This is a genomic window from Actinophytocola sp. (genome assembly GCF_035712165.1).
GTDB lineage: Bacteria > Actinomycetota > Actinomycetes > Mycobacteriales > Pseudonocardiaceae > DASYTH01.
Genome location: NZ_DASTBH010000399.1, coordinates 1 through 22544, shown reverse-complemented (window position 1 = coordinate 22544; position 22544 = coordinate 1). Strand labels below are relative to the sequence as shown.

Below are 22544 nucleotides of genomic sequence, written 5' to 3'. Positions count from 1 at the left end.
CAGCGTGTCCGCCGCGGCCGCACGCAGCTCCGAGCGGGACGGACCGGCCGGCTCGTCGACCGCGACGCTGCCCAGCACCCCGCTCTGCTCCACCTGCTGCCGCACGCTCAACACCGGGGCCGCGCTTGCCGGCCGGACGTCCCGGGCCAGCGCGATCGCCTCTCCGGCCTGACGCTGCGCCCAGCTCAACGCGCAGGCGTAGGTGTTCAGGGCCGCCGCCGTGCTGAGGAACGCGTCGGCAGCGGTGAGAAACCGGCGCGGCTGCGGGTCGAACGCGGCGTGGAAGGCCTCGGCGGCCACCCCCTGCCAGCCACCGTCGTCGATCGCGCGCAGCCCGAGACCGATGTCCTCCAGCGCCACGCCCAGGCTGTCGATCGACCGGGACAGCTCCCACACCAGCTCCGGATCACCGGGGATCAACGCGGCCGGATCGTCCGCCGTCTCGAGCTCAGCCACCATGGCCGCCGTCCAGCAGCCGGTCCAGCGCCCGAGCCGCCTGCTGGTCGGACCGCCGGTACTCCTCGATCGTCTCCCCCAACTGCCGGTGGATCGCCGACACCGCCGCCGACAGCTCTCGGATCCCCTCCGCCCACCGGTCCCGGAACTCCGCCACCGCCTCGGCGAGGCCCGGATGCCCGACCTCGCCGGCCGGCTCCCCCACCCGCGCCCCGTCCAGACCGCTCAGCAGGTCCCCCACCCCGGCACGCGCCGCCGCCAACGCCCCAAGATCCACCGAAAAGCCGTCCGCACGAGCCACCCCAAACCTCCCGAGGCTCAACCCCAAACCACGGCAGCGGCCACCCTACAAGCTGATCAAGCCGACAGATCGAAAACCACGGTTTCCCATCCACAAAACAGCTGCCGGGCAACGCATTCGCGTCACCCGGCAGCTGAGCCGATCCAATGGCGGTAGCGGTGGGATTTGAACCCACGGAGGACGTGAATCCTCACGCGCTTTCGAGGCGCGCTCCTTCGGCCGCTCGGACACGCTACCGGGGGGAACATTACCGGAGCCGCGCTACGGACGGCGGTGGTGGGCGAAGAAGTCGTCGAGGAGGGTGGCGCACTCGGCGGCGAGGACGCCGCCGACGACCTCGGGGCGGTGCGTGAGGCGGCGGTCGCGGACCACGTCCCAGAGCGAACCGACGGCTCCGGAGCGGGGCTCCCAGGCGCCGAACACCAGGCGGGCGACCCGGGCCAGGACCAGGGCGCCCGCGCACATCGTGCACGGCTCGACCGTCACCACCAGGGTGCAGCCGGTCAGCCGCCAGCCGTCGCCCCAGCGCCCGGCGGCGGCGCGCAGGGCGAGCAGCTCGGCGTGCGCGGTGGGGTCGGCGAGCGCCTCCCGGGCGTTGCAGGCGCTGGCCAGCTCGGTGCCGTCGGGGGCGAGCACGACCGCGCCGATCGGGACGTCACCGGTGGCCGGGGCGCGGCGGGCCACGGCGATCGCGGTGCGGACCAAATCCTCGTCGACCTGGCTCACTGGTCGATCGTGTCGAGCAGGCGGCTGAACTCGTCGTCGAACCCGCAGCGCTGGGCCACCATCTGCAGCTGCTCGTCCGGGTACAGGTCCACCTCGTCGATGATCACCTGCAGCTCCGGGGCGGGCAGCCCGAGGTCGGCGAGGATGTCCAGGGAGCCCTCCGGCCACACCTCGTCGCCGTCCTCCGGGTCCTCCGGCGGATCCACCCGCAGCAGGTCAAGCGCGTCGGCCGCGATGTCGTAGTCGAGCGCCGCGGCCGCGTCCGACAGCAGCAGCGACACCCCGCCCGGGCTCGGGCGCAGCAGCAGGAAGAACTCGTCGTCCACGGCCAGCAGCCCGAACACCGCGCCGGTCGACCTGATCTTCCGCAGTTCGGTGATGGCCGCGTCCAGCTCACGTAGGGCCCCGGTGTCCAGTGCCGTGCACCGCCACTTACCGTCCTCACGGACAACCGCAACCGCGAAGCCCGGCACGGGCTCCTGCTCCGCCATGCCCACACGGTATTCCCCCTTGCGGTCCCGCAGGAAGCACCGGTCGATCTCGGGCGGGCGTGTCAGTATCAAAGGTATGAAGGTCATCGTCGCCGATCGGTCCAGCCCACCCGCCGGCCTGACCTCCGACCCGCGCTTCACCGGTCTGCTGGAAGCCGCCCGGGCCCTGCAGCCCCGGACCGTCGCCCTCCGGCGGCTGCTGCACAAACACCCGGAGCAGGGCCTTGACCTGCCCCGATCCCAGGCCGCGGTGCTGCACGCGCTGTCCGGCCTGGACCTGCGGGTGCGCACCGGCACGGCGTGCAGCTCGGTGGTGGCGGTGCTGGACGGCGCCCGGCCGGGTCCGGCGGTGCTGCTGCGCGGTGACATGGACGCGCTGCCGCTGCAGGAGGACAGCGGGCTGCCGTTCGCCTCGGAGGAGCCCGGCTCGATGCACGCCTGCGGGCACGACACGCACACCGCGATGCTGGTCTCGGCGGCCCGGCTGCTGCACTCCCGGCGCGACGCGCTGGCCGGCAAGGTCGTGTTCATGTTCCAACCCGGCGAGGAGGGCCACCACGGCGCCCGGCACATGCTCGACGAGGGCCTGCTGGACGCCGCGGGCGACCCGGTCGAGCGGGCGTTCGCGCTGCACATCACCTCGACCGCGCCGTCCGGGCTGGTGTGCACCCGGGCCGGGACGATCATGGCGGCCGCCGACTCGTTCCTGGTCCGGGTGACCGGGCGGGGCGGCCACGGCGCGCTGCCGGACGACGCGCTGGACCCGGTGCCGGCGGCCGCGGCCATGGTCGGCGCGCTGCACACCATGGTGACCAGACGGGTCAACGCGTTCGAGCCCGTGGTGCTGACCGTGGCCCGGATCTCCGCAGGCACCACCACCAACATCATCCCGGAGTGCGCGGAGCTGGAAGGCACCGTGCGCACGATGACGGCGCAGACCCGGGCGCTGATGCACGAGGAGATCACCCGGCTGTGTGAGCACATCGGCGCCGCGCACGGGTGCCAGGTGTCGGTGGAGATCCGCGCCGGCTACCCGCCGACGGTCAACGACGACGGTGTCGCGCAGCGGGTGATCGACCTGGCCGGCTCGGTGCTCGGCGCGGGCAACGGCGCGACGCTGGCCAACCCCGTGATGGCCTCGGAGGACTTCTCCTACGTGCTGCAAAAGGTGCCGGGGGCGCTGGCCTTCCTGGGCGCCTGCCCGCCGGGCTCCGAGCCCGCGCAGGCCGCGCCCAACCACTCCAACCGCGTGCATTTCGACGAGTCCGCCTTCGCCGGCGGCGTCGCGACCTACGCCGCTTTCGCCCTGGACGCGTTGCGGTAGCCCGCAACGGAAAGGATGGCCCGGTGCGGGCAGTGTGTGTGATCGGGTTGGGGCTCATCGGCGGTTCGGTGCTGCGCGCGGCCCGCGCCGCCGGGTGGGACGGCTGGGGCGCGACCGCCTCCGCCGAGGACGGCGCGGCGGCCCGGGCCGACGGCTTCGCCATCGAGTCCACAGTGGACGCGGCGCTGACCAGGGCGGCCCGCGAGGACGCCCTCGTGGTGCTGGCCGTTCCGCTGCCCGCGGTGGCCGCGGTGCTCGGCCGGGTCGCGGCGCTGGCCCCGGGCTGCCTGCTCACCGACGTGGTCAGCGTGAAGGGGCCGGTGCTGGCCGACGTTCGGCGGATTCTGCCGGGGACCCGGTACGCCGGCGGGCATCCGATGGCCGGCGCGGCGGTGTCCGGCTGGGCGGCGGGCTCGGCCCTGCTGTTCGAGCGGGCTTCCTGGGTGGTCACGGTCGAGCCGGACACCGACCTGGACACCTGGCGGGCGGTGGCCGGGCTGGCGCTGGACTGCGCCGCGCGGGTGGTGCCGGCCTCGGCGGCGGAGCACGACGCGGCGGTCGCCCGGGTGTCGCACCTGCCGCACGTGCTGGCCGCGGTGCTGGCCGGGACCGGAGCCGACGGCGGTCCGCTGGCGCTGGCCCTGGCCGCCGGCTCGTTCACCGACGGCACCCGGGTGGCCGGCTCCCGCGCGGAACTGGTGCTGGCGATGTGCGAGGGCAACCGGGACCGGCTGCTGGCGGCGGTCGACGACGCGCTGGGCCGGTTGGGCGTCGCGCGCGGCGCGCTGGCCTCGACCGGGTCCCTGCGGGCCACGGTGACCAGCGGCAACGCCGGCCGGGCGGCACTCGACGCGGTGCGCGGCGGCGAGCGCACCCCGACCAAGATCGACCTCACCGGACCCGACGTGCGCGCCGAACTGGCGGCGGTCGGCCGGCAGGGCGGCTGGGTCGTCGGTTTCGAGGCCGACGCCGCCCTCGTCGAGCTTCCCAAGGCGGCGCCCCGCGCCCTAACGTAAGGCGTGGACCGGCGCCGCCTGCACAGGATCGCGATCGCCGGCGCGGGTCTGGTGCTGATCGGCGGTGCGGTGGTGCTGCTGCGCGACCCCGACTCCGGGGTGTCCGAGCAGCTGCCTGCTCCGCTGCCCACCCTGCAGACCTCGGTGCGGCCCTTCGCCGACGAGTCGGTCATCGTGCCCCAGCGGGGAGACCCGCCGGCCGCGCCGGCCCGGCTGGACGTCCGGCCGGGATCGCACCGCCTCGTGATCGGTTGGGGGCCGGGCCGGGTCGGCGCCCCCGAACCCGCGGGCGCCGCCGGTTACGAGGTGCGCTGGGGGCCGGGCAGGCGGCCCAACCACACCCGGTTCGTCGCCGAGCCGGTCATCCAGCTCGACGGGTTGGACAACGACGCCCAGTACCAGCTCGAGGTGCGCACGGTCGACTCGTTCGGCCAGCGCTCGGAGCCCGCGCGGACCACCGGCACGCCGACGCCGGGCCTGGCCGACCCGACCCCGTTCGCCTTCGTCGACCGGTTCGACGGGCACGTGGTGCCGGATCCGCAGCGGTGGGCGGTGGTCGGCATCGGCAACTGCACCAAGGCGACCCGCGGCGCCGGCGAGGACTCCCGGCGGATGATGATCACCGGCGGGTGCGGGGACAGCGACGAGGCCGTCGCGCTGCGCTCGCGCACCCCGATCCGGTTGCTCGACCCGGCCAGTGCCCCGAACGGGGAGCTCGGCCGGTTCGTGGTGCAGACCGACCGGCCCGGGCTCACCGGCCAGCTCACCCTGGACCTGGTGCCGGGACCGGTGGACCTGATCGGCCGGCCGCCCCGGCCCGGCGACGGGATGGCCGGGCAGACCCTGGTGGACGACTCGCTGCCGCCGGGCACGATCCGGACGGTGATCACCGGGCACCGGGCCGCCGAGGGCGGCACCACCGTCCGGGTGGCGGTGGCGCCCGGCACCCCGCTGCCCGGCCGGGAGATCCCGGTGAACCCGACGCCGCCTGCCGAGCCCGGGGTGTCGGTGCGCTGGGAGATGGTGCTGCGCACCGACGGCGTGCTGGTGCTGCGGGACGGGGTGCTGGTCGGCGCAGGCGCCGTGGTGCCGTCGTTCACCGAGGCCACCGCCCTGGTCGGGTTCGCAGGCAGCACCGGGGGGCTGCGCGCCGCGGTCGACCTGATCGGCTTCACCGGGGCGGCCACCGCGCCGCCGCCGCTGGTTCCCGCTCCCCGGGTCGACTTCGAGCGGGACGTCGCCGGCCCGGCACGCCAGTCGCAGACCACCGCCACCGGCCGCCCGGTCCTCGGTGTCCGCAGTGGACAGTTGCGGGTCACCCTTGTCCCGCAACGGGGTCCGGTGCCCGGCGAACAGTTCGGGGTGGACATCGCCGGCCGGCAGCTCCCGCTGCGCCCGGCAGTGACCGGTCAGCCGAAGGTGCCCGGCGTGCGGTTGCCGATGGTGGCCGACATCCCGGCCGACGCGCTGGTGCTCAACCAGCACATCGATGTCATCGCGGTGGTGGTGCGGTCCAGCACCGAGGAGGACGGCCTGGCCACCCAGGTGCTCACCGCCGAGTTGGAACTGGCCGGAACGACCGCGCCGGCGCCGGCGTCCCGGCCGGCCAACGCGCCGCTGGCCCGGCCCGCGCCGGTGCTCGCCGAACCCGTGGCGAGGCTGCTCGACGCGGCCGGCACTCCGGTCGCGCCGATGGTGGAACTGGCGCGCGGGCGGCTGGTGCTGGACGTGCTGCTGGACGCCGCCGAGGCGCAGCAGCGGTCCGGCGCCGTGGCCGGTCTGGCCGGCATCGAGATCAGCCTGGACCGCAAGCTGCTGGCCGCGATCCCGACCGACACGGCCGGTCCGGGTGTCGGCGGCCGGTGGCGCATCGCGCTCAACACCGTGGGCATCGCCGGCGGCGGGCACACGATCCAGGTGCTGGCGGTCGGCGTGGATCCTTCGACCTCGTCGGTGGTGTCCTACGCCTCGTTCACGGTGCGGTAGCGCACCTAGATCCGGTGCGCCCGGCCCGGGAAGTCGACCACCATGCCGTCCCGGTCGACGGTGAGGTCGGCGGCGTACCCGCCGTCCGAGTAGTTGATCACCGCATGGTCATCGGCGATCGACACCGTCCGGTAGGTCTGCCGCACCAGCCGCACGGCCAGGTCGGGCAGCGACACCCACAGCACCGGTAGCTCGTGCTCACCGGCTTCACGGTGCAGGCCGAGCCGGCGGATCGGCAGCGCGTTGAACGTGACCGCGCCGGCCACATCCACATCGACCGCGCCGTCGAACGCGTTGCGCTGCTGGCTGCCGGTGCCGTGGTCGATCAGCCACACGCCGTCCTCGGTCCGGCTGACCGACACCTGGCGCTCCTCGTCCGCGGTGGTGGTGCGGAACAGCAGCCGGCCGGCCTCCTCGGCCCGCTCGACCGCCGCGCTGAACGAGGCGTTGAACGCCTCCACCCCGGTGGTGGCGTTGGCCGCGGCGACGATCCGGCCGGAGGCGCGCAGGCGCTGCCCGGAGTAGAGCAACCGCGCCGACTCCAGACTCGGCCACTCCTCCCGCTGCCAGGTGAGCAGCACGGGCCTTCGGGTCTGCTGCGGCGCTTGGACCATGGATCCAACCTAACCGACGCGAGCGACGGCGCGCCCGGCCGGAACCGGGCGGCCCGGCACGGAACGTGATCTCCGGAACGGTGCCCGCACGGACAGTGGCCGGGCTAGGGTGCCCATCGTGACTGGATGGCAGGGCAACGAGGGCGGCTACCCCGGCGGCGGTTGGAATCCCCAGCAGGACCCGTACGGGGGCCAGAACGCGGGGGGCCAGTACGGGGGCGCACCCGGCCAACCCGGGCAGTGGGGACAGGACCCGTACGGCGGCGCCCCCGGGCAGTACCCCACCGATCCGTACCAGGGGCAGTACGGCCCGGGGCAGACCTCGGCCTACCCCGCCTACCAGACCGGCTACGGGTTTCCCCCGGAGCCGCCGAAGCGCTCCAAGCTGCCGATCATCCTGAGCGTGATCGCGATCGTGGCCGTGGTCGGCGCGGTGGTGACGATCGTGGTGCTCAACCGCAACGACGAGCCCTCCCCGACGGCGGGCGGCGGCGCCACGTCCAGCCGGCCCGCGCCGCGCAGCGCCCCACCCTCGTCCCGCAGGTTACCGACGAGCAGCCGCAAGCCCACGGCCAAACCCGGCTGGACCGAGATCAGGACGCCCCTCGACGACACCTACCTCACGCCTCCGGGCTGGCAGGCGGACCCTCGGCCGCAGGACAGCGGTCTGGGCGTCAACTTCATCCGCGGCGCCCTGGTCGGGCCGTACGACTGCGGCGGCAGCAACTACTTCCGCGGCTTCACCGCCGCCGGCGAGGTGCAGAGCAAGTCCGGCGCCGACCTGGACCTGAACAAGACGGTCACCGACTTCGCCACCTCCTTCGCCAACACCTACTACCGCAGCCCGAAGCTGGAGACGCCGGCGCCGACCGAGACGACCGTGGACGGCAAGAAGGGCGCGACCCTCACCGTCAAGCTGACCGTCACGCCGGCCAAGCCCGAGTGCGACGCGACCTCCGGCGAGGTGGCCATCCTCGGCGTTCCGGTCGAGCGGGGCGGCAAGGCCACGATCCGAATGCTCGTGGTGGTCAACGACCTGGCCGGTGGCCCGGCGACACCGCCGGGCCTGCCCGATCCGCTGGCTGAGGAGATCCTGGCGGGCTTCAAGCTGGGTTGAGCCGTTCGGCGGTCCACCGGGACACCACGTCGGCCAGCACGGTGAGCGGCAGGGAGCCGCCGCCCAGCACCACGTCGTGGAACGCGCGGATGTCGAACGCGGCGCCGAGCTCCTCCTCGGCGCGGGCCCGGATCCGCTGGATCTCCAGCCGGCCGACCATGTAGGACAGCGCCTGTCCGATGTAGGCGGTGTACCGGTCGGTCTCGTTGCCGATCTCCAGGTCGGACAGCGGGGTGTTGGCCCGCAGGTAGTCGATCGCCTGCTGCCGGCTCCAGCCCTTGGCGTGCAGGCCGGTGTCCACCACCAGCCGGCCGGCGCGCAGCGAGTCCATGGCGAGCATGCCGAGCCGGTACAGGTCCCCGGAGTACAGGCCCATCTCGTCGGCCAGCCGCTCGGTGTACAGGCCCCAGCCCTCGGAGTAGGCATTGACGCCGAGCACCCGGCGCAGCAGCGGCAGGCCGGTCAGCTCCTGGGTGATCGAGAGCTGGAAGTGGTGGCCGGGCACGGCCTCGTGGAACGCGATGACCTCGGCGGTGAACCGGTCGCGCTGCTCGGCCTTGTCGGTGTTGGCGAAGTAGATCCCGGGCCGGGTGCCGTCCAGCGACGGGATCATGTAGTACGCGGTGGGCGCGCTGGGCGCGTCGACCTCGGGAACCGGCTCGACCTTGCAGCGCTGCGCGGCCAGCCGGCCGAACCAGCGCGGCGCGGCCTCCTCGGCCCGCTCGATGGCGGTGGTGGCGGCCGCGATCAGCTCCGCGCCGTCGGTCCAGCGCAGGGCCGGGTCGGTGGTCATCCGGCGGAAGATCTCCCGCTGGTCGCTGACCCCGAACACCCGCGCGCCGATCTCGGCGTACTCCTCGACCAGTTGGGCCATCAGGTCGAGCCCGGTCTGGTGCAGCTCCTCCGGGGTCCGGTCGGTGGTGGTGTGCACCCGGGAGAACCGGGCGTAGATCTCCTCGCCGCCGGGCAGCCAGCATGCGCCGGGCCGCTCGTCCGGCCGGCCGTGTCCGAGGATCTCGCCGGCGAGCACGTCCCGGTAGGCGGCATAGGCCGGCCGGACCAGGTCGGCCAGCACCCGGTCCCGCTCGGCGGACAGACCGGCGTCCGGCAGTTCGGTGCGGCGCAGCGGGTCGGCGTCCGGGTTGGCCAGGTACCGGTCGATCAGCTTGATCGCGGAGTCGACCAGGCGGCGCACCGGGTAGCGTCCGGCGGCGACCCCGATCCGGTGCCGCTGCGCCAGACCGGCGAGGTAGTCCGGGATGGCGGCCAGCCGGGCGACGTAGGCCGCGGCCCGGTCGGTGTCCGGGAAGGTGACCAGCGGCAGCGACGCGAGCAGCTGGACGGCCGGGGTGATGAAGATCCCGCTGATCGTGTACTCCACGAACCTGGTGTCCAGCCAGTCCATCCTGGACCGGGCCTGGCCCTCGATCACGGATCGGGTGACCGCGTCCGGTGCGGACAGTCCGGCGGGGTCGATGCGCGCCGCCCGGCCGGCGATGTCGGCCAACCGCTCCCGCACCGCCGCCTCGCCTGCCTCCGAGGCATCCGGCAGCAGCTCGTCGTAGCCGGGGATGCCGTACAGGGTGGCTTCGACCGGATCGGCCCGCAGGATCACCTCCAGCAGCTCGTCGGCGAGTGCGGTGACGTGGTCCGGCGCTGATGTCATCGGGGTCCCCCTCGGGTCGGCTGACTACCCGCCAACCTATAGCGGCAGAATCGCCGGCACCGGCTCCGACGGAAGGTCACCAGATGCCAGATGGCCAGCGGTTCTCCTTCGAGGTCACGGCGCGGAGCAGCGCGGACGCGGCCACCCTGTTCGCGTTGGAGGCGGACGGCAGCCGGTGGTCGGAGTGGGCCCGGCCGCTGATCCCCCGGTCGTTCTGGGAGCGGCACGGCGATCCGGCGCCCGCGGGGGTCGGCGCCATCCGGGCGTTGGGGTTGCCGCCGTTGCTGGTGCGGGAGGAGACGGTGGCCTACGAGCCGGACCGCCGGCACGGCTACGTGCTGCGGACCTGGATGCCGGTGCGCGACTACCGGGCCGAGGTGGTGCTCACGCCGCGGCCGGAGGGCGGCACCGAACTGGTCTGGCGGGGGAGCTTCGCCGAGCTGATCCCGGGTTCCGGGCCGGTGGCGCGGGCCGCGCTGCGCGCGCTGATCGCCCTGCTGGCCCGCCGGTTGGTCCGGTTCGCCGAGCGCGATTCAACCTGACCGCTCCCGCAGCGGCACTGGCCAACGATTGGTCCTGCCCGCCAGCGGGTGGATCAGCGTGACCGCTCCTGCTCCCGCCAGCGCTCCATCAGCGTGACCATCTCGGTGAGCAGGAACTCGATGAACCGCTGGGTCGTGGCCAGGCGCTCGCCGGCGTGGGTGTGCGGGCCGACCGCGGCCACCCCGTCGGCCAGCGCGCCGATCCAGGTGCGCATCAGCTTGTCCCGGTTGCCGAACGCCTCGTACCAGAGATCGTCGGTGACCTCGTAGTGATCGCGGCGCTCACCGGGGTCCCGCGCCTTGATGATCATGCCGACCTGGTCGAGGTAACGGACCGCGCCGGAGATCGCGGCGGGGCTCACCCCCAGTGCCTCGGCCAGTCCGGCGGCGGTGGCCTTGCCGTCCTCGATGGCCAGCAGGGTGGCGAACACCCGGGCCGGCATCCGGGGGATTCCCGCTTCGGTGAGCACCAGCGCGAACCGTTCGACGAACCGCGCCACGGCCGGCTCGTCGCGCCCGGAGCTGGCCATGGCACCGCCTTCACAAGTTTTTCCAACTTCACAACTTTGTGAATCGAGCGTAGCGTGACCGGCATGACAACCGCAATCTCGGTGTCCGGCCTGATCAAGACGTTCGGCCGGACCCGCGCGCTGGACGGTCTCGACCTGACGGTGCACCAGGGGGAGGTACACGGTTTCCTCGGACCGAACGGGGCCGGCAAGTCGACCACGATCCGCGTTCTGCTGGGCCTGCTCAAGGCCGACTCCGGCACGGTCAGCCTGCTCGGCGGCGACCCGTGGCGGGACACCGTCACGCTGCACCGCCGGCTGGCCTACGTGCCCGGCGAGGTCTCGTTGTGGCCGAACCTGTCCGGCGGCGAGGTGATCGACCTGCTCGGCCGGCTGCGCGGCGGCCTGAACGAGCAACGCCGGGCCGACCTGCTGGACCGCTTCGACCTCGACCCGACCAAGAAGGGTCGCGCCTACTCGAAGGGCAACAAGCAGAAGGTGGCGCTGATCGCGGCGCTCGCCTCCGACGTGGAACTGCTGATCCTGGACGAGCCGACCTCCGGGCTGGACCCGCTGATGGAGTCGGTGTTCCAGGACTGCATCAACGAGGAGCGCGGGCGCGGCCGCACCGTGCTGCTCTCCAGCCACATCCTGGCCGAGGTCGAGGCCCTGTGTGACCGGGTGAGCATCATCCGGCTCGGCCGCACGGTGGAGACCGGCACCCTGGCCGACCTGCGCCACCTCACCCGCACGTCGATCTCGGCGGAGCTGGCCGGCACGCCCGAGGGCCTGGCCGGCCTGCCCGGCGTGCACGACCTGCGGGTCGACGGCAACCGGGTGCGCTTCGACGTGGACAGCAAGGACCTCGACCAGGCGCTCGGCCTGCTCACCCGGGCCGGCGTGCGCAGCCTCACCAGCCAGCCGCCCACCCTGGAGGAGCTGTTCCTCCGGCACTACGCCGACGACCTGGCCAGGGAGACCGGCCGGCACGCGGCCATGGTCAAGTCATGACCGCGTTCGTGGGCACGTGGTCGCTGGTGCGCCTGGCGCTGCGCCGCGACCGGATCCTGCTGCCCGCCTGGATCCTGGTCTTCGTCCTGTTCGCGGCCAGCTCGGCCGGCGCGTCCATCGGGCTCTACCCCACCGTCGAGTCCCGGGTGGCGCTGGGCGCCAGCGCCAACGCCAACCCCTCCCTGCTCGCGCTGTACGGGTGGGTGTTCGACCCCACCTCGCTGGGCGCCATCAGCCTGTACAAGCTGGTCGCGCTGGGTGCGGCGATGGTGGCCGTGCTGACCATCCTGGTCACCGTGCGGCACACCCGGGCCGAGGAGGAGAGCGGCCGGCTGGAGCTGATCGGCGCGACCGTGGTCGGCCGCTACGCCGCGCTGGCCGCGGCCCTGATCGTGGCCACGGGCGCCAGCCTGGTGCTGGGCCTGCTCAGCGCCGTCGGGCTGATGAGCCCGGGACTGCCGGCCGCCGGCTCGTTCGCCTTCGGGCTGGGTTGGGCGGCGACCGGGATCGTGTTCGCCGCGGTGGCGGCGGTGGCCGCGCAGCTCACCGCCGGCGCCCGGGCCGCGACCGGGATCGCCACCGCGGTGCTCGGCGCGGCCTACCTGATCCGGGCGGTCGGCGACTCGACCGGGTCCGGCGGGCCGTCCTGGTTCTCCTGGCTGTCCCCGCTGAGCTGGTCGGCGCAGGTCCGCCCGTTCGCCGGGGACCGCTGGTGGGTGCTGGTGCTGCCGCTGGTGTTCGCGGCCGGGCTGGTCGTGGCCGCGTTCGCGCTGGTGGCCCGGCGCGACCTGGGTGCCGGCCTGCTGCCGGACCGGCGGGGACCGGCACGGGCGGCGGCCGGCCTGTCCAGCCCGCTGGCGCTGGCCGCCCGGCTGCAGCGCGGCGCGCTGGTCGGCTGGGCGACCGGGTTCATGGTCGCCGGCCTGGTGTTCGGCGGCATCGCGGCCAACGTCGGCTCGCTCGCGGACAGCCCGCAGGCCCGGGACATGATCACCAAGCTGGGCGGTCAGCAGGGTCTGACCGACGCGTTCATGGCCACCGAGATGGGGTTCCTGGCCATGATCGCGGCGGCCTACGGCATCCAGGCGGCCATGCGGCTGCGGTCCGAGGAGACCGCGCTGCGCGCCGAGCCGGTGCTGGCCACCTCGGTCAGCCGGACCCGCTGGGCGTTGAGCCACCTGGTGTTCGCCCTGGCCGGCAGCGCGTTCCTGCTCATCGTCGCGGGCCTGACCGCCGGCCTGTCCTACGCCGCCGCGAGCGACTTCGGCCAGTTCGGCCGGGTGTTCGGCGCCGCGCTCGCCCAACTGCCCGCGGCCATGGTGCTCACCGGTATCGCGTTCGCGGCGTTCGGCCTGGTGCCGAGGTACAGCGTGCTCGGCTGGGCGGCGCTGGCCGCGTTCGTGGCGATCGGTCTGGTCGGCCCGATCATCGGGGTGGACCAGTGGGTGCTGGACGTCTCGCCGTTCACCCACACCCCGAAGCTGCCCGGCACCGCGTTCACCGCCGTACCGCTGGTGTGGCTGGCCGCGGTGGCGGCGGCGGCGATCGCGATCGGGTTCGCCGGGTTCCGCCGCCGCGACGTCACCTGACGCGGTTCGCACTCCAGCCGGCATCCAGCCCGGGTGCCGGCCGGAATGCGTCGGCCTCCGGCAGAGTTGACGCGAGCGGAGGTGGCCACGGGTGAGCACAGCGGTGGAGCCGGCGCAGCCGTCCGCGCAGGTCGGACGACTGCCCCGGGAGGTGTGGGTCATCGTCGCGGCCAACTTCGTGATCGCGGTCGGGTTCGCGCTGGTGGCGCCGGCCCTGCCGGCCTTCGCGCGGGGCTTCGACGTGAGCGTGACCGCCGCGTCGCTGGTGATCAGCGCGTTCGCGTTCAGCCGGCTGGCGTTCGCCCCGGCCAGCGGCCGGCTGGTGACGCTGCTCGGCGAGCGCCGGGTCTACCTGGCCGGCCTGCTGATCGTCGCGGTGACCACCGGCGCGTGCGCGCTGGCCACGACCTACTGGCAACTGCTCACGCTGCGCACGCTGTCCGGCATCGGCTCGACGATGTTCACGGTGTCCGCGTTCGGACTGCTGATCCGGGTCACCCCGGCGCCGCTGCGCGGCCGGGCGTCCGGCATGTGGGGCACCGGTTTCCTGCTCGGCAACGTCACCGGCCCGCTGATCGGCGGCGGGCTGATCGCCATCTCGCTGCGCGCGCCGTTCGTGGTGTACGCGGTGACGCTGGTCATCGCGAGCGCGATCGTGTGGTTCTTCCTGCGGCACTCCACGTTGCTGGCGGCCGACGACGACCCGGACCGGCCGACCGCGAGCCTGCGCCAGGCGCTGCGGCATCCGACCTACCGGGCGGCGCTGGTGGCCAACTTCGCCAACGGCTGGACGGCGTTCGGGGTGCGGGTGGCGCTCACGCCGCTGTTCATCATCGAGGCGTTGCACCAGGAGGAGGCCTTCGCCGGCACCGCGTTCGCCGTGTACGCCGCGGGGAACGTGGTGATGCTGCCGCTGTCCGGGCGGCTGTCCGACCGGATCGGCCGCAAGCCGCTGGTGCTGGCCGGTCTGGTCACGGCCGGGGTGGGAACGGTGTGGGTCGGGTTCACCGACTCGGTGTTCACCTTTCTGGTGGCCACCGTGATCAGCGGACTGGGCACGGGTCTGCTCAGCCCGCCGCAGCAGGCGGCGATCGCCGACGTGATCGGCTCCCGCGCCCGGGGTGGTCAGGTGCTGGCCGTGTCCCAGATGACGATGGACGTCGGCGCGGTGCTCGGGCCGGTGCTGGCCGGGTTCCTGGTGGACCGGACGTCGTTCGCCGCCGCGTTCGGACTGACCGGCGCACTGAGCCTGGCCGCCGCGCTGCTGTGGCTCACGGCGCGGGAAACGTTGCCACGCAGAATGCACCAAACGTCTGTGTAATTTAACCCTTCTGGGGGACATACGTCGCATTAATGGGTGGTACGGGGTTACCGTTCACGTGCAGATGCAGCGGAAAAACACCGGGTGGACGCGATGACCGCACTCTGGATCAGCCTCGGAGCCGTTCTGGTTCTGCTGCTGGTCTGGCGGCTGCGCCGGGCAGCCGGGGTCCTCGATCGCATTCTGCGTGAGGAGCGCGAACGGACCGAGCGGGCGCAACCGGTCCGGGACGAGGGCCGGGCGGAGCATCCCAAGCGCTGAACCCCGCGGACCCGAGGTGCGTAGTCAACACACGCATTTCGGACGTCTCGCTTCAGCGCACGCAGGGAGATCCCCCATGAAACTCCTCGCCACGCTCTGCACCGCCGTCGCCGCGGGTTCGCTGCTGGTCGCCGGCGACGCCGCCGGCACGGCGGCCCCGCAGGCCGGCGCCGACCCCGCCGCCGTCGCGGCCGTGGGCCGCGCCGCCACCTTCACCACGGTGTTCGGCGCTCCACTGGCCGTGGAAGGGCTGACCGGCGACCAGGCCGGCAACCTCTACTCGGCCGGCCGCGGCGGCGACCCGTGCCCGGTCTGGCGGGTGTCCGCCCGGGGCGGCGCGGCCGCGGTGGTCGGCAACATCCCGGCTCCGTGCAGCCCCGCCGGCATCGCGTTCGACGCCCGCGGCCGGCTGTACGTGGCCGACGGCGACGAGGTGCACGTGTTCACCCCGGACGCGGCCACCCCGCCCACCTCGACGGTGTTCGCCGCCGGGGTGCCCGGCGCCAACGGTCTCGCGTTCGACCGGACCGGCGCGCTGTGGGTGTCCGACGGCGGAACCGGGCAGGGCCGGGTGTGGCGGGTCGGCTCGGACGGCGTGCCGGCCGAGATGTTCCGGGTCCAGCCGATGGTCAGCGACGTCAACGTGGTCAACGGAGTGGGCGGGGTCGGCCGGGACGTGCGCGGCCTGCCGCCCGGTCAGGTGACCATCACGCCCACCGGGCGCGCGGCGGCCGACACGGCGGGCTCGCAGCATCTGGTGGCCAACGGGTTGGCGTTCACCCGGGATGGGTCGCTGCTGATCGCCGACACGGCGCGCGGCGCGGTCTGGCGGGTCACGTTCGACCGGCGCGGCGCGCTGCGCAGCCCGACCGGATGCGACACCACGTTCACCCCGAACACGTTGTGCCTGAGCAACATCGTGGTCGTGCACCCGTATCTGGACGGCGCGGACGGGATCGCGATCGACCGGGCCGGCAACGTGTGGGCGACGGCCAACGAGCGCAACGCGATCGTGGTGGTGACCGCGGGCGGCACGGCGATCGAGGTGTTCCGCAACGCGCCGGACGCCACCACCCGGTTGCGCAACGGCGGTCCGATGGAGTTCCCGACCAGCCCGTTCCTGTCCGACCGGCGGCTGTGCGTCACGCACTCGGACGGCGCGCGCCGGGACAACGTCCCGAACTCGGCCGGCGAGGCGAGCCCGACCGGGGCGGTGCGCGCGAAGATCTCCTGCCTGGACGCGCCGCTTCCGGTACCCGGCCTACCGCTGCCGGTGCGCTGACCCGCATGGCCGATTTCCGCCAGCACGGGTCCCGCCGGCGGCCCAGACTGGGGATATGAACCAGTACGCGACCATCGAAACCCCCGTCGGCCGGCTCGTGCTGACCGGTACCGCCGAGGTGCTGGACACGGTCTCCTTCGCCGATCCGGTCCACAGTGGACGCTACGAGCCGGCCGCGTTCGGTGCGGCTCGGCAGGCGCTGGCGGCGTACCTCGCCGGGGACACCCGCCGAATCGAGGTGCCGCACACGGTGCGCGGCACGCCGTTCCAGCGCCGGGTGTGGGCCGAGTTGGACCGGATCGGCTACGGCGAAACGATCTCCTACGGCCGGTTGGCGCAGCGGGTCGGCGTGCCCCGGACCCGGATCCGCGCGGTCGCGGCAGCGGTCGGCGCGAACCCGCTGCTGGTGATCCGGCCCTGCCACCGGGTCATCGGCGCGGACGGGTCGCTGACCGGTTACGCGGCCGGAGTGTGGCGCAAGCACGGGCTGCTCGCCGCCGAAGGCGCGCTGCAACCCGAGTTGGCATGGCACGGCTGAGCGCCCGGCTTGATCGCCGCGGCGTCGTCCAGTAGTTGTCTAGTTTTATGGCCATTTTTGTCCGAGCGTTCCCTCTTGCGCCGTTCGCCCATTGCCGAGATCCTCGCTTACGAGCGGGCCGGACCAGTGCCGGTCCTGGCCGAACTCGGGTCGATACCCGCAATAACTCCGAGGGTCGGGAGGTGCTGGGGATGTCGCCGAGGAGTCCGTTCTTGTGGTCGGCAGGAACGGACTCCTCTGCGCATGGCCGACCCTCGGTGGCTCACCGTGGCGGATGACGAGACTCCGGTCGCCGGGTCGTTGCTGGCCTATCTGGAAGCGGCCGACCGCGAGTTCGTGTTCGGGCTGGGGATGCCGCGCACGTTCGGCACCGGCGACATCCTGGTCCGGCAGGGCGATCCGACCGACCACGTGTTCGTGATCAGGTTCGGCTGGGTACGGGTCTTCTCCAGCACCGCCAACGGGCACGAGATCCTGGTCGCGCTGCGCGGACCGGGGGACGCGGTCGGCGAGCTGGCGGCGCTGCACGGCTGGCAGCGGACCGCGAGCATCCAGACGCTGGAGCCGGTCGGCACGGTCCAGCTGACCAGCGGGCAGTTGGAGGCGTGCCTGCGGCAGCGGCCGGCGGTCGCGCTCGCGCTGATCAGGCAGATGTCCCAGCGGCTCCGCGAGGCGGAGAACGCCCGCGCCGACTTCGCCGCGCTGGACGTGGCACAGCGCGTCGCGGCGTTTCTGTCCCGGCTGGCCCAGCAGCACGGCGTGCCCGGGCGCGACGGCCTCGTCCTGCACATGCCGTTGTCCCAGCAGGACATCGCCAACCGGGTGGGCGCTTCCCGCCGGGCCGTGGCCAGGTCGCTCGCGGTGCTCCGGGAGCGGAAGATCATCACCACGTCCCGGCGCCGCATCGTGATCGTCGCGCCGACCGTGCTCGAAGCGTTCGCCCACGCCGATTGAGCGCGGGCAGGGTGCCGGCCGACCGGCAGTACGGCCGGCCGGCACCCGCATCACCTGATGCCGGGGGACCAGGTGATCACAATGGTCAGACCAGCAACGCGAGCAAACCCGCGAGCAGCAACAGGGTGTGGATCTGCACCGTCAACACCCCCCTTCCGCGCTCGAGTACGACGGTGCCGACATGACGCGGACGTCGACGGGAGACGTCGCCGGGTCGTTGTGCTGCGGCTCCCCCGCCGCCTGCACCCGCAGGAGCAGGCCGAGCGCCATGCCCAGAACGAACAACCAGAAGGCCAGCCGAAGGGCGGCCGAAAGAGTCAGGAAGACCTTCATGGATTCTCTCCGTCGATATTTGCCGGCACGTCCCGAAATAATGATCATTTGTCCGCTCTGGACGCGCGATGACAAACGGCACGGAGCCTGTGTGTCGTTTGGCTCACAAGAGAAGCCGGAAGTCTGGCATGATCCCGGGAAGTAGCATGATCAAGGCGCTGATGAACGAGGGGCGATGATGGGTCGGGGCCGGGCCGACTTGACAAACTTTGGCCAGGGAAACGAGAGCATGCGCGGGACGGCGGGGAGGCGAAGAGCAAGCGTTCGCACGCCGTTACACTCAGCGCATGCGCGCCCCAATCAGGTCTTGACGCGGAGGACCAATGGAGGGAATTTTCGCCAATCTCGTCAGCGAATTGAGGACTCTCCGTAAAGGTCGCGGCCTGTATGTGGGCCAGATCAGTGAACGGGTGGGGCCTGCATTGCGCGAGGTCTGCGGGGTCGCCGACGGCGACGGACCTGCGGAGATCCGGCGCAAGGTCGCCGACCGTCTCGAGACCCTGGCGCACGGCTTACCGGAAGATCTTCGGGTCACCCTGCTGGCGGCATTCGGAATCGATCGCGACGCGCGCCTTCCCTTCTATCAGGACCGGGTGCGCTGGGCCGCGGAACGGATTCACCGGGACGACCGCACCGCCCGGCGCCGCATCGATGAGGGAATAGATCGAATCGCCGAGCTCGCCGCGAGTCTTCTCGGCGGATCGGGGATCACGCCGGCCGAGGCCTCCGCGACTGGCTGGCACACCGACGAGCTGAAGATCTCGCTGGCGCTCGACCAACCCGTGCCCGAGGTTTTCGAACTCCGCCGCGTCGTGGCGGAACGAGATCATCTCACCGAACTCGACCTCGCGATGACGCTGACCTCGGATGCGGAAAGAGCCCTTCCGGTTCATGTCGAGGAGTTGACCGTCGACGTGTTCTACGGCGGCACTCTGATCAAGAAAACCCTGGAATCGAAGGACCGGTTCGGATTGGTGCTGGCCCTGCCCGACGAACTGCAGCGCGAGGACCGCCACGACTTCGCTCTGCGCTACCGGGTCCCCAACGGCCAGATGCTGCCGCACTTCGTCTGTGTGCCCAAGCACCGCACCGACGTGTTCGAACTGCGGGTCCGGTTCGACCTGGACAACCTGCCCGACCGGATCTGGCGGCTGGCCGACGCCTTCCAGCGCGACGTCGACGACCCGACGCCGGCTGGCGACACGCTCTGGTCCAACGTCGCCGGCGAGGTGCGCACGGTCTTCCGGCAGCTCACCCCCGGCCGGGCCTACGGAATCCGGTGGTCCTCACCGGACGGTCCGTACTGAGCGGGCCGTTCTGCGAAGTACGGCGCATCGTCGAGCCAGTCGCGCTGCCGGACGACCTCGACCTCACGCTGGCCGTCGCCCGGGACGTGGACCCAACCCCGGTGCCGCTGCTCGCCCACGGTGAACCGCACCGACGGCTCGAAGGCCCGGTCGTCGATCCCGTCGTACCCGTGCCGGATGACCGACCGGTACATGTCGTCGGACACCGCGAGCACCAGCACGGCATCCGTCTTTCGCAGCCGGTCCTTCAGTTCCGGCGCGTCCACCAGCCGGCAGACGACATCGATGGCCTCGCCGAACGGGCCCCGGTTGTCATAGTGGATCTCCCCCGCGTGCACGGCGGCGCGCAGCCGGAACGAGTGCTCGGGCCGGAGCCCGTTGTGTTCGGCCACCAACTCGCTCAGCCGGGGAATGAACGTGGTGAGCAGCAGCGTCTTGGGCACGTCGTCGACCGGATGGATCGGCAGCAGCACCCCGTCACCCCGGTCGACCATGCGGTCCCGGTGCCGCTCAACGATTCCGGTCGCCTCCAGCGCCTGCTCGAGCAGGCTGTACATGGCTTGCCGAAGCCAGGCCTTGGCGGGGTTGGTCCGCGTGGTGGAGCCCTCAATGTCCACCACCACAATCGTGCGGTGCAGCGGCAGCAGCACCGGCTGCAGGGCAAACATGGCTACCCTGCCGGGAGTTCATTGCTCGCGACCCGTCTCAGCTCGGCGTACGCCGAGACACTGAGACGTGGTCGTCGCGGCTGGTCGGGCGTATCGCGAAGTCAGGGGATACATGATCGTTACCTCAACTTTCTCAACGACGGGGGTGGGGGCCGTGAGTGGCGATGATCCAGGGTCGCCGGAGGTGCGCCTCGACTTCAGTGAAGTAAGTTAAGGTTCTGTGAGATCGGGTCCGGCTCCAGAGTAGGTCCTGCACCCACTCGAGAACAAGATGGTCAGAGTGCCTTAAACCGGGCCAGAAGATGGACAACTCGCTGCCGTAATACCTGTTCACCCCGGTCAGTAGCGTCTATAGTCGACTGAACCGCTGACTTCAGCCGCAACACTGAAGTTCACCAAGGAGACGGCGCCGTGCAGCAGTCGTCGTTCGACCCCAGCCAGAGCCTTGCCGAGCGCCTGCGCCGCCTGCGCCGCCAACCGTTGGACGGCCGGACCGTCACGCAAAAGGAACTCGCGGACGCCTTGCAGGTGAGCGCCCCCTTGATCTCCTCCTGGGAGAGCCCCCACAATTCGGCAATCCCTTCGGAGGACCGCCTCGAAGCCATAGCACGATTCTTCGCCACCGAGCGGTCCGTGTCGCAACACCCGTTCCAGCTTGTCAAGGAGAGCCAGTTGAAGGCGCCGGAACGCGCTCGCCGAGACGCGCTCCTGCACGAGCTGACCCAACTCCGCGACCTCGCCGTCGGCCACACCGACAACGCGAGCCGGCCCGCCGGCCTCTGGCGTTTCCCGGATGGCCATGTCATCACGATCGTGGGGTCCGAACTACCCGAACGGCTACGCCGGTCGGTTCCCTACACGGACCCGGACGACCCGGACCACGTCGAGATGTACCGTTACTCGGACCTCGACGCGCTCGTTGAAGTACACGGCCACATCCGAGCGGTGAACCCGACCAGCCAGGTGTACATTCGCCCCGCACCGGAGCTCACTCCGGACGACTACACCTCCCACCTGGTCGTGCTCGGCGGGGTCGACTGGAACCAGGCGACGGCGGAACTGCTCGCCAGGATGGAACTGCCCATGCGACAGGAGGGTCGCGAGCCGGAATCCGAGGTCGGCGGCTTCGAGGTTGTCGACAGGGACGAGCGCAAGGTGTTCCGGCCGAAGCTGCGGAAAGTCGGCGCCAAAAAGATCCTGGTCGAGGACGTCGCACACTTCTACCACGGCGTGAGCCCGTTCAATGTCAAACGAACCGTCACCATCTGCAATGGCATGTTCCAACGAGGGACCTACGGTGCCGTCCGGGCGTTGACCGACGCCCGGTTCCGGGACCGGAACGAGGGATACCTGCAGAACCGCTTTCCCCACCGGGACGCGTTCAGCATCCTGTTCCGGGTACTCATCGCCAACGGTCAGGTCGTCACCCCGGACTGGACCGTCGAGCATTCCCGACTGCATGAGTGGCCAGCGGAGGGCGCTTGAACCACGAACCGACCGGTGGGCGCCGGTGGGGGCTGGCGGAATCGCCCAACCACCACCCGTCCCATCGGCAGCTACTGGGGACCGATCTCGTTCCGCAGACCTGTGCGTCCCTGGACGCCATCATCGTGCCGACCGCCCGTCATCCACGGCGCCTGAGCTCGGCCATCGACCTGGCGGCTGAGCTCGGCTGCGTCCTGGTCACCCTGTCGAGCAAGTTCTCCAGCGCGGCCGAGGTCGCGAAGCTCGCCCGGGCCGCAGGCGTCGAGTTCATCGCGATCGACATCGACCGCGCGCCACGCGGCCTCATGCCCCGCTTCGACACCACGGAGCTACTCAAGGGAACGCCATTTCGGCGGCGCACCGACACCAGCCTCAAACGCAACCTCGGCCTGCTCCTGGCCATCGTCCTCGGTTGGCGCAACGTCGTCTTTCTCGATGACGACATCGAGATCGCCCGGTCGCACGACCTCACCGATGCCGTCCGGCTCCTGGGCTCCTACGATGCCGTCGGCCTGTCCATCGAGGGCTATCCGGACAACTCCGTGGTGTGTCACGCCAACCGGAAGACCGGCGGTTTCCAGGACACCTTCATCGGCGGTGGCGCGCTGGCCGTCGGCGAGGCGTCGATGCGCTCGTTCTTTCCCAGCATCTACAACGAGGACTGGTTCTTCCTCCTGGACGACGCCAAGCTGCGCCCGACCACGGTCACCGGCTCGGTCAAGCAGAATCCCTACGACCCGTTCGCCAACGACAAGCGGGCCCGCGAGGAAGAGCTCGGCGACTGCCTGGCCGAGGGCATCTTCTGGCTGCTGGACAACCAATGCCGCGTGCTCGACGCGGACGCCGCCTACTGGAGGTCGTTCCTGATCAACCGGCGCCGGTTCATCGGCGAGGTGATCGGGCGCCTGGCCGGACTCGACCTCGACCCCGCCGAGAAGCGCCGGATGACCTCGGCGCTCAAGGCCGCATATGGCCGGTGCCAGATCATCACGCCGACGTTCTGCGTGGAGTACATCAGGGCCTGGCACACCGACCGGGAACGCTGGC

24 protein-coding genes and 1 tRNA gene are annotated in these 22544 nt (G+C 71.8%); 15 read left to right on the top strand and 10 right to left on the bottom strand.

The window, feature by feature from the left end; genetic code table 11:
- The 5 genes from VFO68_RS22255 to VFO68_RS22235 form a co-directional block, all read right to left on the bottom strand.
- Positions 1–459 (bottom strand): putative T7SS-secreted protein (locus VFO68_RS22255; protein ID WP_349256580.1); only part of this gene is annotated, 459 nt, incomplete at its 3' end.
- Positions 449–757, bottom strand: a complete 309-nt coding sequence (locus VFO68_RS22250; protein WP_325160293.1) for a hypothetical protein — start codon at positions 755–757, stop codon at positions 449–451. The genes VFO68_RS22250 and VFO68_RS22255, both read right to left, overlap by 11 nt.
- 147 nt (positions 758–904) lie before the next feature.
- A tRNA-Ser gene (locus tag VFO68_RS22245) sits at positions 905–994 on the bottom strand.
- Between the two features lie 24 nt (positions 995–1018).
- Complete coding sequence (locus tag VFO68_RS22240; protein ID WP_325160292.1) at positions 1019–1483, bottom strand: nucleoside deaminase; 465 nt, start codon at positions 1481–1483, stop codon at positions 1019–1021.
- A complete protein-coding gene (locus VFO68_RS22235) occupies positions 1480–1974 on the bottom strand; it encodes a tRNA adenosine deaminase-associated protein (protein ID WP_325160291.1) in 495 nt (164 codons plus the stop codon). The genes VFO68_RS22240 and VFO68_RS22235 overlap by 4 nt, the downstream gene beginning before the upstream one ends.
- Before the next feature lie 76 nt (positions 1975–2050).
- Here VFO68_RS22235 and VFO68_RS22230 point away from each other — a divergent pair, with 76 nt between their 5' ends.
- From VFO68_RS22230 to VFO68_RS22220, 3 genes are read left to right on the top strand one after another with little or no spacing between them, the layout of a single operon-like run.
- On the top strand, positions 2051–3298 hold the full coding sequence (locus VFO68_RS22230) for a M20 family metallopeptidase (protein ID WP_325160290.1): 1248 nt from the start codon (positions 2051–2053) through the stop codon (positions 3296–3298).
- 23 nt (positions 3299–3321) lie between these two features.
- Positions 3322–4314, top strand: coding sequence for a prephenate dehydrogenase (locus VFO68_RS22225; RefSeq protein ID WP_325160289.1), 993 nt, complete (start codon positions 3322–3324; stop codon positions 4312–4314).
- Positions 4315–4317: 3 nt separating this feature from the next.
- Entirely contained in the window at positions 4318–6300 is a 1983-nt protein-coding gene (locus VFO68_RS22220) for a fibronectin type III domain-containing protein (protein WP_325160288.1), read from the top strand.
- A 5-nt stretch (positions 6301–6305) separates the two neighbouring features.
- On the opposite strand, the gene VFO68_RS22215 is transcribed toward VFO68_RS22220, so the two are convergent.
- Positions 6306–6914, bottom strand: a complete 609-nt coding sequence (locus tag VFO68_RS22215) for a putative glycolipid-binding domain-containing protein (RefSeq protein ID WP_325160287.1) — start codon at positions 6912–6914, stop codon at positions 6306–6308.
- Between the two features lie 118 nt (positions 6915–7032).
- Here VFO68_RS22215 and VFO68_RS22210 point away from each other — a divergent pair, with 118 nt between their 5' ends.
- Positions 7033–8031, top strand: coding sequence for a hypothetical protein (locus VFO68_RS22210; protein ID WP_325160286.1), 999 nt, complete (start codon positions 7033–7035; stop codon positions 8029–8031).
- Here the strand turns inward: VFO68_RS22210 and VFO68_RS22205 are convergent.
- Positions 8018–9697, bottom strand: a complete 1680-nt coding sequence (locus VFO68_RS22205) for a DUF885 domain-containing protein (protein ID WP_325160285.1) — start codon at positions 9695–9697, stop codon at positions 8018–8020. The two genes, VFO68_RS22210 and VFO68_RS22205, sit on opposite strands and share 14 nt — an antisense overlap.
- An 83-nt stretch (positions 9698–9780) precedes the next feature.
- On the opposite strand from VFO68_RS22205, the gene VFO68_RS22200 reads away from it, so the two are divergent.
- Complete coding sequence (locus tag VFO68_RS22200; protein WP_325160284.1) at positions 9781–10239, top strand: SRPBCC family protein; 459 nt, start codon at positions 9781–9783, stop codon at positions 10237–10239.
- A 53-nt stretch (positions 10240–10292) separates the two neighbouring features.
- Here VFO68_RS22200 and VFO68_RS22195 read toward each other — a convergent pair whose 3' ends face one another.
- Positions 10293–10769, bottom strand: coding sequence for a GbsR/MarR family transcriptional regulator (locus VFO68_RS22195; protein WP_325160283.1), 477 nt, complete (start codon positions 10767–10769; stop codon positions 10293–10295).
- A 63-nt stretch (positions 10770–10832) separates the two neighbouring features.
- Here VFO68_RS22195 and VFO68_RS22190 point away from each other — a divergent pair, with 63 nt between their 5' ends.
- The 7 genes from VFO68_RS22190 (at position 10833) to VFO68_RS22160 (ending at position 17704) form a co-directional block, all read left to right on the top strand.
- The gene (locus VFO68_RS22190) at positions 10833–11759 is read left to right on the top strand and encodes an ABC transporter ATP-binding protein (RefSeq protein ID WP_325160282.1); all 927 of its coding nucleotides are present in this window, start codon (positions 10833–10835) and stop codon (positions 11757–11759) included.
- Entirely contained in the window at positions 11756–13348 is a 1593-nt protein-coding gene (locus VFO68_RS22185) for an ABC transporter permease (protein ID WP_325160281.1), read from the top strand. Before VFO68_RS22190 ends, VFO68_RS22185 begins: the two co-directional genes overlap by 4 nt.
- A gap of 91 nt (positions 13349–13439) precedes the next feature.
- Positions 13440–14669 (top strand): MFS transporter, encoded by a 1230-nt coding sequence (locus VFO68_RS22180; RefSeq protein WP_325160280.1) that lies wholly within the window; start codon positions 13440–13442, stop codon positions 14667–14669.
- Between the two features lie 93 nt (positions 14670–14762).
- On the top strand, positions 14763–14930 hold the full coding sequence (locus tag VFO68_RS22175; protein ID WP_325160279.1) for a hypothetical protein: 168 nt from the start codon (positions 14763–14765) through the stop codon (positions 14928–14930).
- A 76-nt stretch (positions 14931–15006) separates the two neighbouring features.
- Positions 15007–16212 carry an SMP-30/gluconolactonase/LRE family protein gene (locus tag VFO68_RS22170; RefSeq protein ID WP_325160278.1) on the top strand — a complete coding sequence of 402 codons (1206 nt, stop codon included), beginning with the start codon at positions 15007–15009 and terminating at the stop codon, positions 16210–16212.
- Between the two features lie 55 nt (positions 16213–16267).
- Positions 16268–16750 (top strand): methylated-DNA--[protein]-cysteine S-methyltransferase, encoded by a 483-nt coding sequence (locus VFO68_RS22165; protein ID WP_325160277.1) that lies wholly within the window; start codon positions 16268–16270, stop codon positions 16748–16750.
- Between the two features lie 243 nt (positions 16751–16993).
- Entirely contained in the window at positions 16994–17704 is a 711-nt protein-coding gene (locus VFO68_RS22160) for a Crp/Fnr family transcriptional regulator (protein WP_325160276.1), read from the top strand.
- Between the two features lie 141 nt (positions 17705–17845).
- On the opposite strand, the gene VFO68_RS22155 is transcribed toward VFO68_RS22160, so the two are convergent.
- Positions 17846–18037 carry a hypothetical protein gene (locus VFO68_RS22155; protein ID WP_325160275.1) on the bottom strand — a complete coding sequence of 64 codons (192 nt, stop codon included), beginning with the start codon at positions 18035–18037 and terminating at the stop codon, positions 17846–17848.
- 389 nt (positions 18038–18426) lie between these two features.
- On the opposite strand from VFO68_RS22155, the gene VFO68_RS22150 reads away from it, so the two are divergent.
- Positions 18427–19344, top strand: coding sequence for a hypothetical protein (locus VFO68_RS22150; RefSeq protein ID WP_325160274.1), 918 nt, complete (start codon positions 18427–18429; stop codon positions 19342–19344).
- Here VFO68_RS22150 and VFO68_RS22145 read toward each other — a convergent pair.
- Positions 19305–20012 carry a hypothetical protein gene (locus VFO68_RS22145; protein ID WP_325160273.1) on the bottom strand — a complete coding sequence of 236 codons (708 nt, stop codon included), beginning with the start codon at positions 20010–20012 and terminating at the stop codon, positions 19305–19307. The genes VFO68_RS22150 and VFO68_RS22145 overlap by 40 nt on opposite strands.
- Positions 20013–20423: 411 nt before the next feature.
- Here VFO68_RS22145 and VFO68_RS22140 point away from each other — a divergent pair, with 411 nt between their 5' ends.
- Together VFO68_RS22140 and VFO68_RS22135 are read left to right on the top strand one after the other, a co-directional pair.
- Positions 20424–21497, top strand: a complete 1074-nt coding sequence (locus tag VFO68_RS22140) for a helix-turn-helix transcriptional regulator (RefSeq protein WP_325160272.1) — start codon at positions 20424–20426, stop codon at positions 21495–21497.
- Positions 21494–22544 (top strand): hypothetical protein (locus tag VFO68_RS22135; RefSeq protein WP_325160271.1); only part of this gene is annotated, 1051 nt, incomplete at its 3' end. The genes VFO68_RS22140 and VFO68_RS22135, both read left to right, overlap by 4 nt.